The sequence below is a fragment of the Curtobacterium sp. MCBD17_003 genome (assembly GCF_003234885.2).
In the GTDB taxonomy this organism is placed as follows: domain Bacteria; phylum Actinomycetota; class Actinomycetes; order Actinomycetales; family Microbacteriaceae; genus Curtobacterium.
Genome location: NZ_CP126275.1, coordinates 461419 through 476008 on the forward strand (window position 1 = coordinate 461419; position 14590 = coordinate 476008).

17 protein-coding genes are annotated in these 14590 nt (G+C 71.9%); 14 read left to right on the forward strand and 3 right to left on the reverse strand.

The features are described 5' to 3' along the window. The first annotated feature begins 19 nt into the window (after positions 1-19). Positions 20-790: a GntR family transcriptional regulator gene (locus DEI88_RS02255; RefSeq protein ID WP_258368534.1), complete on the forward strand. Its 771-nt coding sequence runs from the start codon at positions 20-22 to the stop codon at positions 788-790. On the opposite strand, the gene DEI88_RS02260 is transcribed toward DEI88_RS02255, so the two are convergent. Then, positions 787-1239 (reverse strand): PTS sugar transporter subunit IIA, encoded by a 453-nt coding sequence (locus DEI88_RS02260; protein WP_111072520.1) that lies wholly within the window; start codon positions 1237-1239, stop codon positions 787-789. The two genes, DEI88_RS02255 and DEI88_RS02260, sit on opposite strands and share 4 nt — an antisense overlap. Beyond that, complete coding sequence (locus tag DEI88_RS16435; protein WP_375334600.1) at positions 1236-1694, reverse strand: PTS sugar transporter subunit IIB; 459 nt, start codon at positions 1692-1694, stop codon at positions 1236-1238. Before DEI88_RS16435 ends, DEI88_RS02260 begins: the two co-directional genes overlap by 4 nt. Here DEI88_RS16435 and DEI88_RS02270 point away from each other — a divergent pair. The 12 genes from DEI88_RS02270 to DEI88_RS02325 all read left to right on the forward strand — a co-directional run bounded on the left by DEI88_RS02270 (position 1658) and on the right by DEI88_RS02325 (position 12894). Continuing rightward, positions 1658-2905 (forward strand): PTS transporter subunit EIIC, encoded by a 1248-nt coding sequence (locus DEI88_RS02270; RefSeq protein ID WP_111009723.1) that lies wholly within the window; start codon positions 1658-1660, stop codon positions 2903-2905. The genes DEI88_RS16435 and DEI88_RS02270 overlap by 37 nt on opposite strands. Before the next feature lie 133 nt (positions 2906-3038). Continuing rightward, positions 3039-3923 carry a metal ABC transporter ATP-binding protein gene (locus tag DEI88_RS02275; protein WP_111035416.1) on the forward strand — a complete coding sequence of 295 codons (885 nt, stop codon included), beginning with the start codon at positions 3039-3041 and terminating at the stop codon, positions 3921-3923. Continuing rightward, the gene (locus DEI88_RS02280) at positions 3920-4852 is read left to right on the forward strand and encodes a metal ABC transporter permease (RefSeq protein WP_111009721.1); all 933 of its coding nucleotides are present in this window, start codon (positions 3920-3922) and stop codon (positions 4850-4852) included. Before DEI88_RS02275 ends, DEI88_RS02280 begins: the two co-directional genes overlap by 4 nt. Beyond that, entirely contained in the window at positions 4849-5331 is a 483-nt protein-coding gene (locus tag DEI88_RS02285) for a Fur family transcriptional regulator (RefSeq protein WP_111072519.1), read from the forward strand. Before DEI88_RS02280 ends, DEI88_RS02285 begins: the two co-directional genes overlap by 4 nt. Before the next feature lie 100 nt (positions 5332-5431). Then, the gene (locus DEI88_RS02290; RefSeq protein ID WP_111035418.1) at positions 5432-6163 is read left to right on the forward strand and encodes an alpha/beta hydrolase; all 732 of its coding nucleotides are present in this window, start codon (positions 5432-5434) and stop codon (positions 6161-6163) included. Positions 6164-6276: 113 nt separating this feature from the next. After that, positions 6277-7731 (forward strand): lipase maturation factor family protein, encoded by a 1455-nt coding sequence (locus DEI88_RS02295; RefSeq protein WP_111072518.1) that lies wholly within the window; start codon positions 6277-6279, stop codon positions 7729-7731. Between the two features lie 449 nt (positions 7732-8180). After that, positions 8181-8417: a 50S ribosomal protein L28 gene (gene rpmB, locus DEI88_RS02300; protein WP_111009717.1), complete on the forward strand. Its 237-nt coding sequence runs from the start codon at positions 8181-8183 to the stop codon at positions 8415-8417. Beyond that, the gene (gene rpmG, locus DEI88_RS02305; protein WP_110823153.1) at positions 8417-8587 is read left to right on the forward strand and encodes a 50S ribosomal protein L33; all 171 of its coding nucleotides are present in this window, start codon (positions 8417-8419) and stop codon (positions 8585-8587) included. Before rpmB ends, rpmG begins: the two co-directional genes overlap by 1 nt. A 2-nt stretch (positions 8588-8589) precedes the next feature. Then, a complete protein-coding gene (gene rpsN / locus DEI88_RS02310; RefSeq protein ID WP_111009716.1) occupies positions 8590-8895 on the forward strand; it encodes a 30S ribosomal protein S14 in 306 nt (101 codons plus the stop codon). 326 nt (positions 8896-9221) lie between these two features. Continuing rightward, positions 9222-9509, forward strand: coding sequence for an HU family DNA-binding protein (locus tag DEI88_RS02315; protein WP_111009715.1), 288 nt, complete (start codon positions 9222-9224; stop codon positions 9507-9509). Positions 9510-9637: 128 nt separating this feature from the next. Next, a complete protein-coding gene (locus DEI88_RS02320) occupies positions 9638-11602 on the forward strand; it encodes a bifunctional copper resistance protein CopD/cytochrome c oxidase assembly protein (protein WP_111012211.1) in 1965 nt (654 codons plus the stop codon). Further along, the gene (locus DEI88_RS02325) at positions 11599-12894 is read left to right on the forward strand and encodes an ATP-dependent DNA helicase (protein ID WP_111048982.1); all 1296 of its coding nucleotides are present in this window, start codon (positions 11599-11601) and stop codon (positions 12892-12894) included. The genes DEI88_RS02320 and DEI88_RS02325 overlap by 4 nt, the downstream gene beginning before the upstream one ends. A 157-nt stretch (positions 12895-13051) precedes the next feature. Here DEI88_RS02325 and DEI88_RS02330 read toward each other — a convergent pair whose 3' ends face one another. Beyond that, positions 13052-13507 (reverse strand): DUF4383 domain-containing protein, encoded by a 456-nt coding sequence (locus DEI88_RS02330; RefSeq protein ID WP_111012409.1) that lies wholly within the window; start codon positions 13505-13507, stop codon positions 13052-13054. 211 nt (positions 13508-13718) lie between these two features. Here DEI88_RS02330 and DEI88_RS02335 point away from each other — a divergent pair, with 211 nt between their 5' ends. After that, complete coding sequence (locus DEI88_RS02335) at positions 13719-14579, forward strand: phosphatase PAP2 family protein (protein ID WP_181441268.1); 861 nt, start codon at positions 13719-13721, stop codon at positions 14577-14579. Positions 14580-14590 lie beyond the last annotated feature (11 nt).

Here is a 14590-nt window from a genome sequence, read left to right on the forward strand (position 1 = left end):
CGGGCGAGGAGTACGACGCGTGGCACGACGCAGCGACGAGGGTGCGGCACGACGGATCACCGAGAGCGCGATCCCGAAGCACGCGCAGCTCCGGCGGATCCTGCTCGAACTCGTGACCGAGCGACTGCAGCCGGGCGCCGCCATCCCCTCGGAGCGGCAGCTCATCACCGAGTACGGCGTGAGCCGCATCACCGTGCGCGAGGCCCTCGGCCAACTCGTCAACGAGGGCTACCTGACGCGTGTCCGCGGCAAGGGCACGTTCGTCGCGCACCGACCCGTGCAGTCGACGCTCCACCTCGCCTCGTTCACCGAGGAGATGCGTGCGCTCGGACACACGCCGACCACGGTCGTGCTCGTCCGGGAGGAACGGGTCGCGCCCGCGGACACCGCGGCCGCCCTGCACCTCGAGTCCGACGACGTCGCCGTCCACCTGAAGCGCCTGCGGCTCGCCGACGGCGTGCCCGTGTCGATCGACGACGCCTGGTTCTCGCGCGCCGCGTACCCGGGGCTCCTGGAGCACGACCTCAGCGGCTCGGTGTACTCGCTGGTGGCCGATCGGTACGGGCTGCCGATCGTCCGCGCGGTGCAGACGGTCGCGGCGGACCCGGCGAGCGACGACGTGGCGACACTCCTCGGCACGCGGACCGGGGCGCCCGTGCTCGTGTTCGACCGCGTGTCGTTCGCCGAGCCGGGCCCGGTGGAGCACACGCGGAGCTGGTACCGGAGCGACCGGTACCGGGTCCAGATGGAGGTCTCGGCCGAGGCGCCGCGGACGATCGCGCTGATCTAGGTCGTGTAGAGCGTCGCGCCCTCGGGCAGGGAGCTGCCCACGGCGTCCTGGGGGACCGAGTCGGGCGTCGAACCGAGGACGACGACCGGGCACACCGGGGCGTAGCCGGCCGCCACGATCGCCGCCGGGTCGAACCGCACGACGGGGTCACCGGCCGCGACGGTGTCCCCCTCGGCGGCGAGGAGCTCGAACCCCGCACCGCCGAGCTTGACCGTGTCGATGCCGACGTGCACGAGGACGTCCGTGCCCTCGGCGCCCTCGATCGCGAACGCGTGCGGGTGGAGCTTGACGATCGTGCCCGCCACGGGCGCCACCGCCGTCACGGACCGGGCGTGCTCGTCCGGGCGCACGGCGACGCCCGCCCCGACGAGCTGGCCCGCGAACACCGGATCCGGCACGTCGGCGAGCCCGACGACCGGTCCGGCGAACGGCGTGCGGACGTCCGTCACAGGATGTCCTCGATGTCCTGCGCCAGGTTGTCGGCCTCGGGGCCGACGATCACCTGCACGCCGGTGCCCATGGCGACGACGGCGATAGCACCCGCCTGCTTGAGCGCGGCCTCGTCGACGAGCGACGGGTCGACCACCTCGGTGCGGAGGCGCGTGATGCAGCCCTCGACCTCCTCGATGTTGTCGGCGCCGCCGAGTGCTGCCACGATCGCTTCTGCCTTCGACATGGGTCCTCCTCCAGGGGATGAACTGCGGTCTCGACGGGGCCGGGACCGGGTTGTTGACACGGACCACGCTGATGTGGAGACTACAGCGAACTGGTCATGACCGGACAGGACCGGCACTGTTCTCGAACAGTACCGACGCGGGATCCGGGCATCAACCACCCATGCTCCACCCGATGACGAGAGGATCCACCATGACCACGGCCGAAGCCGTCCCGGTGTCCACCCCACCGGCCAAGAAGCCCAGTCGCGCGTTCGCCAACCTGCAGCGGCTCGGCCGGAGCCTCATGCTCCCGATCGCGGTGCTCCCGGCCGCCGGCATCCTGCTCCGCCTCGGGCAGGCCGACCTGCTCGGCGCCATCCCCGGCTTCGGGCAGTGGGCCGCGGTCATCTCCGCTGCCGGCAACGGCGTCTTCACGTGGCTGCCGCTCATCTTCGCCGTCGGCATCGCGATCGGTTGGGCCAAGAAGTCCGACGGGTCGACCGCCCTCGCCGCGGTCGTCGGCTACATGGTGCTCTCGAGCGTGTTCACCGCGATGTCGCCCATCGTGCTGGGCACCCACAAGAACGCCGCCGGCACCGTGCCCACCATCAACTACGGGGTCCTCGGCGGCATCGTGATGGGGCTCGTGTCCGCGGTGCTCTGGCAGCGGTTCCACCGGACGAAGCTGCCCGACTTCATCGGGTTCTTCTCCGGCCGACGCCTGGTCCCGATCCTCAGCGCGTTCGCCGGGCTGTTCATCGGCGTGGCGATGGCGTTCCTCTACATCCCGTTCGACGCCGTGATCACCTGGATCGGCAACGCGGTCGCGTCCAACTCAGTCGTCGGCGGTGGGATCTACGGCGCGGCGAACCGCCTGCTCATCCCGACGGGCCTCCACCAGATCCTCAACTCGGTCGTCTGGTTCATCATCGGCGACTACCACGGCGCGCACGGCGACCTCAACCGCTTCTTCGCGGGCGACCCGCACGCCGGCATCTTCATGACCGGGTTCTTCCCGATCATGATGTTCGGTCTCCCGGGCGCGGCCCTGGCGATCTGGCGTCACGCGAAGCCGCAGAACCGCAAGGTCGTCGGCGGCATCATGCTCTCGGCCGCGCTCACCTCGTTCGTCACGGGCATCACCGAGCCGCTCGAGTACTCCTTCATGTTCGTGGCCTGGCCGCTCTACGTCGTGCACGCGGTCCTGACCGGCACGTCGCTCGCACTCGTCAACGCGCTCGGGATCCACGACGGCTTCACGTTCTCCGCGGGCGCGATCGACTACGTGCTCAACTTCGGCAAGGCGCAGGGCGCGATCTGGCTCATCCCGATCGGCATCGCCTACGGCGTCATCTACTACTTCGTCTTCAGCTTCGTCATCAAACGCTGGAACCTCCGGACCCCGGGGCGCGAGGACGACGCGGCGGCCGAGTCGGTCGAGGCGGCCACCACGCCCTGACATGGCGCGACGGACGGGAGGCGCGGTGCCGGTCGGTACCGCGCCTCCCGTCCGTGGTTTTGACGATCATTCTCAACAGGTCTAGCGTCGAGGGGCGGCAGCGCACGGATGCTCGCCGCGAGGAAGGACCGCCGTGACCCCGCGCGCACCCCACGAGGACGAGCAGGACGCCGTCCTGTCCCTGCGTGGCGCCGGGCTCGCGTACGGGTCACGGCACCTCTGGCACGACCTCGACCTCGACGTCCGGCCGGGGGAGTTCCTCGCGGTCCTCGGACCGAACGGCGCCGGCAAGACGAGCCTGCTGCGCACCGTGCTCGGGCAGCAGACGCTCACGACCGGCTCGATCCGGTTCCTCGGCGAACCCGTCACCCGCGGACACCGGCGCATCGGGTACGTCCCCCAGCAGCGGCTCATGGAGTCGGGCACGCCGCTGCGGACCCGGGACCTGGTGGCGCTCGGGGTGACCGGGCACCGGTGGGGCCTCCGCCCGGCCCGCGCGGCGGAACGCGCCCGCATCGACGCGATCCTCGACGAGGTCGGCGCCGCCGCGTTCGCCGACGCCCCGGTCGCCGAGCTGTCCGGCGGCGAGCAGCAGCGCGCCCGGGTCGGCCAGGCGATCGCCGCGGATCCCGCGCTCCTGCTCTGCGACGAACCCCTCATCTCGCTGGATCTCCGGCACCAGCGCGAGGTGACCGCGCTCATCGACCGGCAGCGTCGCCAGTGGGACGCCGCCGTGCTGTTCGTGACGCACGACGTCAACCCGATCCTCGACGTCGTCGACCGCGTGCTCTACATCGCGCGCGGCCGCTTCCGGATCGGCGCGCCCGACGAGGTCCTCCGCGCCGACGTCCTGTCCGACCTGTACGGCACGCCGGTCGACGTCGTCCGGACCATGGGGCGGATCGTCATCGTCGGTTCGAACGACCCGCACGACCACCTCGGTGAGCACCACCACCACGAGGGCGATCACGACCTCCGGATCGCCGACGACGCGACGGAAGGACCGGCGCGCCGATGATCCTCGCCACCGACCTGCACCAGCTGCTCTCGACCGTGTTCTCGTTCCAGGACTTCGGCGCGCTGCTCGGCCTCGTGCGGAACTCGATCCTCGCCGGCGCGGTACTCGGGATCGTCGGGGGGCTCATCGGGCCGTTCGTCGTGGCCCGCAACCTGCCGTTCGCCGTGCACGGCATCAGCGAGCTGTCGTTCGCCGGGGCGTCCGCCGCACTGCTCATGGGCGTCGACGTCGTCGCGGGGTCGCTCGTCGGGTCCGTGCTCGCCGCGGTCGTCATCGGCCTGCTCGGATCCCGGGCCCGCGAGCGCAACTCGATCATCGCGGTGCTCATGCCGTTCGGCCTCGGCCTCGGGATCCTGTGCCTCGCGCTGTACCGGGGCCGCGCGGCGAACAAGTTCGGGCTGCTCACCGGGCAGATCGTGGCCGTCGACGACCCCCAGCTCGGCATCCTGCTCGTCGTCGCGGCGATCGTCGTCGTGACGCTCCTCGTCATCTGGCGACCGTTGCACTTCGCCAGCGTCGACCCCGACGTGGCCGCGGCCGCGGGACTGCCGGTCCGGACCCTCGCCCTCCTGTTCATGCTCGTCCTCGGGCTGGCGACCGCGGTGTCCGTGCAGGTCGTCGGGGCCCTGCTCGTGCTCTCGCTGCTCGTCACCCCCGCCGCGGCGGCCCTCCGCGTGACCGTGCACCCCGTGCTCGTGCCCGTCCTGTCGATGGTGTTCGCGGTGACGAGTGTCGTCGGCGGCATCCTGCTCGCCCTCGGCGGAGGCCTGCCGATCAGCCCGTACGTGACCACGATCTCGTTCGCCATCTGGGTCGTCTGTCGGATCGTCGGTGGTCGGCGGGACGCTCGGGGGCGGGACCGCATCGCCCGCCGAGCGGCACGCGAGGACCCAGTGACCACGACGACCCCAGCGGAGGTGGGCGCATGACCCCGACGGACGCGACGGACGCGACGGACGCGACGGACGCGACGGACGCGACGAACGCCCTGCCCGCGGCGGACACCGCCGACGCGACCCCGCACAAGCGCACGACCCGGCAGCGCGGGGCGGTGCGCGAGGCCCTCGACGCCACCGAGGGCTTCGTGAGCGCCCAGGGTCTGCACGCCCGGCTCCGCGACACCGGGTCGACGATCGGCCTCGCGACCGTCTACCGCGCGCTCGGCGGTCTGGCCGACGAGGGCGCCGCGGACGTCCTGCAGCAGGACGGCGAGACCCTGTACCGCGCCTGCACGCCGGGCACGCACCACCACCACCTCATCTGCCGCACGTGCGGCACCACCGTCGAGATCGAGGCGGACGAGGTCGAGTCGTGGGCGCAGCGCGTCGCCGCGGAGCACGGGTTCACCCGCGCGAACCACGTCGTCGACGTGTTTGGCGAGTGCGCGTCCTGCAGCGCGCGGCGCTGACACGGGGCGGCGCACCGCACCACGGGTCGGCCGGGAGGCACCGCGCGTGCCCGGCACACGCCCTCCCCGTCCGTCCCGGGTCGGCGTTAGGCTGCGGCGCATGTACGTGATCCTGGTGCCGGGGATGTGGCTCGACGCGAGCGCGTGGGACGACGTCGCCCCGGTCCTCCGCGCCGCCGGGCACGAGGTCGAGGCCGTGACGCTCCCCGGGATGCACCCGGGCGACGACCCCGCGTCGGTCGGGTTCGAGGACCAGGTCCAGGCCGTCGTGGACCGCGTCGACGCGGCGAGCCGCACGACCTCGGGTGCCGAGTCGATCGCCCTCGTCGGGCACTCGGCCTCGGGCGCCGTGGTCGGCGTCGCGGTCGACCGCCGGGCGGCGCGGATCCGTGCCGCGGTGTACGTCGACGCGATCCCGTTCCCCGAGGGCGACTGGGACAACGACGAGTTCCCGGTGGTCGACGGCGTCGTGCCGTTCCCGGAGCGCTCGGCGTTCGGCGAGGCCATGGTCCGGGACACCACCGACGAGCAGTGGGCGGCGCTGCAGGCGCGGGCGATCCCCGTGCCCGCGGGGGCGACCCGACAGCACTTCCGGCTGACGGACGAGGCACGCCGCCGGGTCCCGACGACGGTCATCACGAGCGAGATGAGCCCGGACGAGCTCACCGCGGGGATCACGGCGCACGCGGACTGGGCGACCGAGCTCGCGGCGACCGAGGACCTCCGCATCGTCGGCCTCGACACCGGGCACTGGGCGATGTCCACCCGGCCGGCGGAGCTCGGGGCGCTCATCGTCGAGGCGCTCGCGCCGCGGCCGACGCAGGGGGTCTGACCCCGCGTTCGCCGGCGCGGCATTCGCCGGCCCTGCGCTCGCCCGGCCCGGTGCCCACCTGCCCTGCGCCCGGCCGGACCGGTCCCGACCCGGACCCGCGTAGCCTCCCGGCCATGGACGTGAGCACGCTGACCACGTGGGCCGGCGCGACCGACTACGACCTGGCGCGCCAGGTACTGCAGCGTGGTGTCGCGGCGGTCTACGCCATCGCGTTCCTGTCCACGCTCGCGCAGTTCCCGGCGTTGCTCGGTGAGCACGGCCTCCTGCCCGTGCCCCGGTACATGCGGCTCCGGTACGCGCAGCAGCAGCCGATCGTGTGGCGGTGGATCCCGTACACCGACCGGCGGTTGCGGATGCTCGCGGGAGCGGGCGTCGTGCTCGCGCTGTCGGTCGTCGCCGGGTTGCCGCAGCTCGGGCCCGCCTGGGTGCCCGCGGTCGTGTTCCTGCTCATGTGGCTCGGGTACATGTCGATCGTCGACGTCGGCCAGACGTTCTACGGCTTCGGATGGGAGTCGTTGCTCCTCGAGGCCGGGTTCACGGTCGCGTTCCTCGGCTCGGACGACGTCGCCCCGTCGGTGATCGTCCTGTTCGCGATCCGTTGGCTCGTGTTCCGGCTCGAGTTCGGTGCGGGGATGATCAAGATGCGGGGCGACGCGTCGTGGCGGGACCTGACCGCGCTGTACTACCACCACGAGACGCAGCCGATGCCGAACCCCATGAGCCGCACCGCGCACCTGCTGCCGAAGCCCGTGCACCGGTTCGAGACGCTCGGCAGTCACGTCGTGCAGCTCGTCGTGCCGTTCTTCCTGTTCGCACCCCAGCCGGTCGCGAGCATCGCCGCGGCGCTCGTCGTCATCACGCAGCTCTGGCTCGTGGTGAGCGGCAACTTCGCGTGGCTCAACGTCCTCACGATGCTGCTGGCGTTCGCCGCCATCGACGACCGGGCGTTCGGCGCGGTGATCCCCGCAGTGGACGCTGCCGCGGGGCCGACCGCGACGCCCGTGTGGTTCGTCGTGCTCACCGTGCTCGTCGGGCTGCTCCTGCTCTGGCTGTCGTGGTCGCCCGCGAAGAACCTGGTGTCGAAGCGGCAGCTCATGAACGCGAGCTTCAACCGCTGGCACCTCGTCAACGCGTACGGGGCGTTCGGCAGCGTGACGCAGCAGCGGTCCGAGGTGATCGTCGAGGGCACCGAGGCCGAGGTCCCGCAGGAGGGCGACTGGGTCCCGTACGAGTTCAAGGGGAAACCGGGGGACCCGCGCCGGCGCCCGCGGCAGTTCGCGCCCTACCACCTGCGGCTCGATTGGCTCATGTGGTTCCTGGCGCTCGGCGCCGACGACGGCTGGTTCCGGGTGTTCGTCGTGCGCCTGCTCGAGGCGGACCGGCCGACGCTCCGCCTGCTCCGGGTGGACCCCTTCGACGGGCGGCGTCCACGGTGGATTCGCGCGCGGATGTTCCTGTACCGGTTCGCGACGCGTGAGGAGCGCCGTGCGACGGGCCTGTACTGGGTGCGGCAGGAGCAGTTCACCCTCGTGCGTCCGACGGGGATGGCGCCCCAGCGCGAGCGGTGACCCCGGGTGCGGTCCGGCCCCGCCTCCGGCCCCGGTCGGGCCTCGGCTCCGCCGGGCCCCGGCTCACGAGCGTGCAAGACGGGCCGCTCACGTTCCTCCCGTACGGCGAGTCGTGCTCTCTCGGCGGACGCGAGCGGCGGGTCGGGCGGTCTCGGCGCGGACGCGAGCGGTGGCCGCGTGCGGCCGGCCGGGAGGCGCGGCTTGCGACGCGCCCGGGCCTCACGTAGGCTTGTCGCTTGGTCCGTCGCGTCCGCGCGGCGAACTGTTGTTCTGCCCTCCGACCATCGCAGCAGCCGTGGTCGCGCGGATCCGCTCCCTCGGGAACGGACGGGGCGGTGCGCACAGCCCCCTCGCTCCTGTCGATCGGTCGACTCGAGCGCGTGCGCGCCAGGCAAGTGACCTTGGGTGTGGCCGATCCGGCCGCACGGTAACCATCTCAGGAGGAGACCATGGCAGCAGTCTGCCAGGTGACCGGCGCCGTTCCCGGCTTCGGGCACAACATCTCACACTCGCACCGCCGGACGAAGCGCCGCTTCGACCCGAACGTGCAGAAGAAGACGTACTTCGTGCCGTCGCTCCGGCGCAACGTCACGCTCACCGTCAGCGCGAAGGGCATCAAGGTGATCGACGCCCGCGGCATCGAGTCCGTGGTCAAGGACATCCTGGCCCGTGGGGAGAAGATCTGATGGCCAAGCGCGGTCAGGACATCCGTCCGATCATCAAGCTCCGTTCCACGGCGGGCACCGGGTTCACCTACGTGACCAAGAAGAACCGCCGGAACAACCCCGACCGCCTCGTGCTCAAGAAGTACGACCCGGTCATCCGCAAGCACGTCGACTTCCGCGAGGAGCGCTAAGCATGGCCAAGAAGAGCAAGATCGCCAAGAACGACCAGCGCGCGGTCATCATCGAGCGCTACGCCGAGCGTCGTCTCGAGCTGAAGAAGGCCCTCGTGGACCCGAACGGCACCGACGAGAGCCGCGAGGCCGCCCGCGTCGGCCTGCAGAAGCTCCCGCGCGACGCCTCGCCGGTCCGCTACCGCAACCGCGACGCCATCGACGGTCGCCCCCGCGGCAACATCCGCGAGTTCGGCATCAGCCGTGTCCGCTTCCGCTCCATGGCGCACCGCGGCGAGCTCCCCGGCATCACCAAGTCGTCCTGGTGACGCCGACCCGCTGACACCGCGGGTCACCACGAACGAACGCTCCTCGTCCCTCGGGTCGGGGAGCGTTCGTCGTTCCCTGGTGATGCGGTCCACCCAGGGTGATGCGGTCGACCGCGGGTGATGCGACGGGCCGTGCGCTCGGTCACGTGGGTCACAGCAGCCCCAGCAGTCCCGAGCAACCGCGAGAATCCGGGCGAGTTGGCCGGGATGCGCCCGGGTGGCTGGTAGGTTCGCCTACGGTTCCACGGGCCCTCGGCCTCGTGGTCACCCCGCTCGGGTGCGGCATGCGCCCGGTCTGTACCGCTGAGAGTCCGAGGAGGACATCCATGGCTGACAAGTCCCTCAACCGCACCGAGCTCGTCGCCGCGATCGCGACCGAGTCGGGCCAGAGCCAGGCCGCCGTCAACGGCGTCGTCGACGCGCTCTTCTCCGTCGTGTCGAAGTCGCTCAGCGAGGGCGCCAAGATCTCGATCCCCGGGTGGATCGCGTTCGAGAAGACCCACCGCGCCGCCCGCACGGGCCGCAACCCGCAGACGGGCGAGGCGCTCGAGATCGCCGCGAGCGACAGCGTCAAGGTGAGCGCGGGCAGCAAGCTCAAGGCCGCCGTCAAGTAACGACGGCGGATCGACGACGGGGACGGCGCGTTGCGCCGTCCCCGTCGTCGTTCCCGGCCTGTCGTGCGTCCCACGACCGCGATCCACAGTCGGTCGGGGTCGCCGGGGCATCGCCGTAGGCTGGACGGGTGACTCGTCTCGCCCGGATCGCCGCGCCCGCGGTGCTGCTCCTCGTGGCGTTCGTGTCCGTGCTCGTGGCACTCGTCATCGGTGGTGCGGCGGACGCCCCGCTCGTGTCGGATCCCGGTGCCGCCGTCCGGTTCGGTCTGCCGATCGCCAAGACCGTGGTGGACCTGGCGGCCGCCGCGACCATCGGCGGCCTCGGGCTCGCCACCGTCGCGCTGTCCCGCACGGCACCGGAGTGGAACCGAGCACTCGACGTCGCCGCCGCCTCCGCCGGCGTGTGGACGGTCGCCGCCGCGGTCACCACGTTCTTCTCGTTCCTCAGCGTCGTGGACGTCCCGGTCACGCTCGACCAGCAGTTCGGCCAGTCCCTCAGCGTGTTCCTGACCGGCACGGATCTCGGGTTGGCATGGATCGTCACGGTCCTCGTCGCCGCCGTGGTCACGGTCCTCTGCTTCGCGGTCCGCTCCCGCGGGCTCGTGGCCCTCGTCGCCGGGGTCGCGATGGTCGGCCTGGTCCCGATGGCCGAGCAGGGGCACGCCGCGGGCACGGCCAGCCACGACGCAGCCGTCACGGCACTCGGACTGCACCTCGTCGGCGCGGCGCTCTGGGTCGGCGGGCTGCTCTCCCTGGCGCTCCTCCGCGGCGTCCTCCCCGCCGAGCGGCTGCCGCTCGTCACCGCGCGGTACTCGAGCATCGCGCTCGGGTGCTTCGTGCTCGTGGCCGCCTCGGGGTACGCCTCCGCATCGATCCGCGTCGGGAGCTGGGGGGCGTTGCTCACCCCGTACGGCGTCCTCGTGCTCGTCAAGACCGCGGCGCTCCTGGGCATCGGTGTGCTCGGCGCACTGCAGCGTCGTCGGACCGTCGTCGCGCTCGCGGCCGACCCCGCCCGGCGGCGCCCCTTCTGGACGCTCGTGGTCGCCGAGCTCGCGGTGATGGGCGTCGCGTCGGGCTTCGCGGCGGCGCTCGCCCGCACTGCGCCCCCGGTCGACCAGGTCGCCCTGAGCACGACCAGCGACCCCACGCCCGCCGAACTGCTCACCGACGATCGTCTGCCCGCCGCGCCCGGCGGGTGGACGTGGCTCACCGGCGGCTCGCTCGACCTGTTCTGGGTCATGGCCGTCGTGCTGCTCGCCGCGGTGTACGCGGCCGGGGTCATCCGCCTCCGGCGTCAGGGTCGGCGGTGGCCGGTGCTGCGGACCGTGTCGGCGATCGCGACGGTGCTCGTGCTGCTCGCCGCGACGAACGGCGCGCTGCACCGGTACGACCGGTTCCTCGTGTCGTCGGCGCTCGCCGAGCACGTCCTCCTCGGGCTCCTCGTGCCGGTGCTCGCCTGGGGTGCCGGTCCGGTCCTCCTGATCCGGGCCGCGGTGCACCCGCGGCAGGACGGCAGCACCGGCGTCCGCGAGTGGACCGGGATCCTCGTCGACAACGTGGTCGTCCGCTACCTGGCGCAGCCGTTCCCCGCGGCCGTGCTCCTCGGCGCGCTCTGGTGGGCGTACGTCGACACCGACGCCCTGCGGTGGGCGGCCGACGACGGCATCACCCGCACGGTGACCGACGTCGTGTTCCTCGCGGTGGGGCTCGTCGCCGTGCCGACTCTCCTGACGCCGGTGGCGGTCGGGGCTCGACGCCCGAGCACCGGGGCGGCACTGGTCCGGATCGGCAGCGGGGCGCTCGTCGCGGCGTCGATGGTGGTGCTCGGCTCGGTGCTCCGAGGCCCGCTCGGCCTGGTCCAGGCGTCCTGGTTCGGCGCGATGGGCCGGACGTGGGGTCCCGATCCCGTGGTCGACCAGGCGCGGGGCGGACTCGTGCTCGTCGTGGCCGGCATCGCCTTCCTCGTGCTCGTCGTCGTGGTGGTCCTCGTGCGGTCCCGACGCTCCTCGTCCGAGGGTGAGCCGACCGCCCGGTCGACGGGTCCGACGGCCCGGGTCGACGCGGGTGTGACGACAGCGGTGGCCCGGTCATGAGTCCCGAGCTGACGCCGGAGCAGCGGGCGGTCTTCGAGTACATCGAGTCCACCCGTGACCACGTGTTCATCACCGGCCGGGCGGGCACCGGCAAGTCGACCCTCCTGCACCACCTGTCGTGGAACACCGCCAAGCAGGTGGTCATCTGCGCGCCCACGGGTGTCGCGGCGCTCAACGTCGGCGGTCAGACGATCCACTCGCTGTTCCGGCTGCCGATCGGGCTCATCGCGGACGCCGACCTCGAGCAGAACAGCGAGGTCCGCAAGCTGCTCAACACGATCGACACCGTCGTCATCGACGAGATCTCGATGGTCAACGCAGACCTGCTCGACGCCATCGACCGCTCCCTCCGCAAGGCACGCCAGCGCTCCCGCGAGCCCTTCGGCGGCGTGCAGGTCGTCATGTTCGGAGACCCCTACCAGTTGCCACCGGTGCCGGGGGACGCCGACGAGCGGGCGTACTTCGCCGACCACTACCGGTCGATGTGGTTCTTCGACGCCAAGGTGTGGCTCGAGACCGAGCTGCACATCGTCGAGCTGGCCCGCATCCACCGGCAGCGTGACGACGCGTTCGCGGCGATGCTCACGGCCGTGCGCCACGGGCGGGTCACGGCGGACGTCGCGAACGCGCTCAACACCGCGGGAGCGCGACCGGCTCCGGACGGCGTGATCACCCTCGCGACCCGGAACGACACCGTCGCGCGGATCAACAAGAGCGCGCTCGACCGACTACCCGGCCGCGTGAAGACCGCCAAGGCCGAGGTGAGCGGGGACTTCGGCGGCCGGAACCACCCCGCCGACGAGGCGCTCGAGCTGAAGCCCGGAGCACACGTCATGTTCCTGCGGAACGACGCCGACCAGCGGTGGGTGAACGGGACGATCGGCGTCGTCACGAAGATCCGCGACACCGTCTGGGTCGAGGTCGACGACGAGGAGTTCGAGGTCCAGCCGAGCGTGTGGGAGAAGGTCAAGTACTCGTACTCCGCGGCGACGAAGGAGCTCAAGAAGGACGTCGTCGGCGAGTTCCAGCAGTTCCCGCTCCGCCTCGCCTGGGCCGTCACGATCCACAAGTCGCAGGGCAAGACGTACGACCGTGCCGTCGTCGACCTCGGGAACCGGGTGTTCAGCGCGGGGCAGGCGTACGTCGCGCTGAGCCGGATCACCTCGCTCGACGGGCTCTACATGACACGGGACCTCCGGCCCCGCGACATCATCGTCGACAACGACGTGCGGCGGTTCATGTCCGAGGCGCCGCGGATCGTCGCGACCGCGTTGCCGGCGCCGCCCCGGTGAGCTCGCGCGTCCGCGGACGCGGTGGCCGGGCGACGACGCGGAGACCGGGCGAATGACGGGGGAGCCGGGGAGTGCCTCCCATGCGGCGCGCCGCGCGGACAGGACGACGCCCCCGGGATGTCCCGGGGGCGTCGTCGGTGCCGTGGAGCGGGAGCGCTCAGGCGCCGGCGCGGTTGAGGCCGCGGATCGCCCGCAGGTTCTGCTTGTCCGCACCGATCGCGGTGAGCACGAGGATCGCGCCGACGATGACGTGGAACACGTTGTCGGTGGTGTTCGCCGCCAGGACGTTCGCGCTCGTGTTCATGAACACGAACCCGTAGACGCCGATCACGAGGACGATGACGCCGACGAGCAGGTTCATGCCTCGCGCCGACGGGAGCGTCCCCATGCCGGCGATGAGGAGGGCCGCCGCGAGCGCCGTCCAGATGAACGCCAGGGCGGGGTTCACGAGGAACGCGCCCCAGAGGTAGCCGCCTTCGTTGCCGAGGAAGTGGTGACCGCCGTTGCCCGCGAAGAAGAAGCCGAGGACGCCCCAGATGGCGAACATCGAGCCCGCCGTCATGGCGAGCGCCCGGTTCGGTGAGGACGCGAAGCTCGGCTGGACGATGGACATCTCGTTCTCCTCTCCTCGGACGTCGTGGTCGTCCTCGGGATCGTGGGTCAGTGCCGCCCAGATGCGCGCCGAGCGCGACGGTCGATGGTCGCTCTCAGCCTCCGGCGGGCGGGGAAACGGTATCGTGTCCCGCCCCGACCGGCCCAATCGGAGCGCCGCCACGATGCGGATGCCCACGCCGACGACCACCGCCCCGATCAAGAGGAGTCCCGTGACCTTCACGCCCGACCGCACCGGCGAGGTGTCACGTCGGGGACGGTGGTTCCTGCTCGCTGCCGTGGGTTTCGTGGTCGTGCCTCTCGTCTACGCGGCCGCCGTGCTGACCCCGATCGGTCAGCGCCTCGAGGACGCTGCGTTGAGCGGGGTCCGTGACACGGACCTGTTCGGGTCCGACACCGCGCTCAACGTCATCTCGGTCCCGGTGATCCTGCTGCTCGTCGTCGTGATCGTCGCCGTCGGTCTGGGCCGACGGCGGCTCGGCGTGGGCATCGGAGCCGGGGTCGTGGTGCTCGCGTCCGCGGGGACGTCGACCTTGCTCAAGCGTATCGCCGCGCGCCCTGAGATCGCCGGGTCGACGACCCCGAACTCGTTCCCGTCGGGTCACGCCACGATCGCGCTCGCGGCGTCGTTCGCGGTGCTCATGGTGACCCCCCGGCGGTTCCGGCCCGTGGTGCTGCTCGTCGGCGCCGCCTACGCGGTGATCGTGGCGAACCAGACCGTCGTCTACGGCTGGCACCGCATGAGCGACATCGTCGGCGCGTGTGGGGTCGCGCTCTTCTGGCTCGGGATCGTCCGGGCGGTCGGACCGCGGGTCGACCTCGGCCTGCGGGGCGACCGCGACGCTCCGCGGGGGCCGCGCGTCCTCGTCACCGGAGCGCTCCTGGCGGCCCTCGGCATCGCCGTGCTCATCGGCGCCGTCGCCGCGGTCGTGTTCGTGGTGAGCGACGCGGCGGACGTTCCGTCCCTGCTGGTCGCGGGTCGGATGGCGGCGTCGGGGAGCGTCGTGCTCACGATGCTCGCGGTGTGGCTCGCCGACGGCATGCACCACGCCGGTGGGGGTGGTCGGCGCTGACGAGCGGTCTG

Coding starts and splice junctions, on each gene's coding strand:
- DEI88_RS02325 (WP_111048982.1), top strand. CDS start 11,599: ATGAGTCCCGAGCTGACGCCGGAGCAGCGGGCGGTCTTCGAGTACATC.
- DEI88_RS02290 (WP_111035418.1), top strand. CDS start 5,432: ATGTACGTGATCCTGGTGCCGGGGATGTGGCTCGACGCGAGCGCGTGG.
- DEI88_RS02280 (WP_111009721.1), top strand. CDS start 3,920: ATGATCCTCGCCACCGACCTGCACCAGCTGCTCTCGACCGTGTTCTCG.
- rpmG (WP_110823153.1), top strand. CDS start 8,417: ATGGCCAAGCGCGGTCAGGACATCCGTCCGATCATCAAGCTCCGTTCC.
- DEI88_RS02295 (WP_111072518.1), top strand. CDS start 6,277: ATGGACGTGAGCACGCTGACCACGTGGGCCGGCGCGACCGACTACGAC.
- rpsN (WP_111009716.1), top strand. CDS start 8,590: ATGGCCAAGAAGAGCAAGATCGCCAAGAACGACCAGCGCGCGGTCATC.
- DEI88_RS02270 (WP_111009723.1), top strand. CDS start 1,658: ATGACCACGGCCGAAGCCGTCCCGGTGTCCACCCCACCGGCCAAGAAG.
- DEI88_RS02315 (WP_111009715.1), top strand. CDS start 9,222: ATGGCTGACAAGTCCCTCAACCGCACCGAGCTCGTCGCCGCGATCGCG.
- rpmB (WP_111009717.1), top strand. CDS start 8,181: ATGGCAGCAGTCTGCCAGGTGACCGGCGCCGTTCCCGGCTTCGGGCAC.
- DEI88_RS02330 (WP_111012409.1), bottom strand. CDS start 13,507: ATGTCCATCGTCCAGCCGAGCTTCGCGTCCTCACCGAACCGGGCGCTC.
- DEI88_RS02285 (WP_111072519.1), top strand. CDS start 4,849: ATGACCCCGACGGACGCGACGGACGCGACGGACGCGACGGACGCGACG.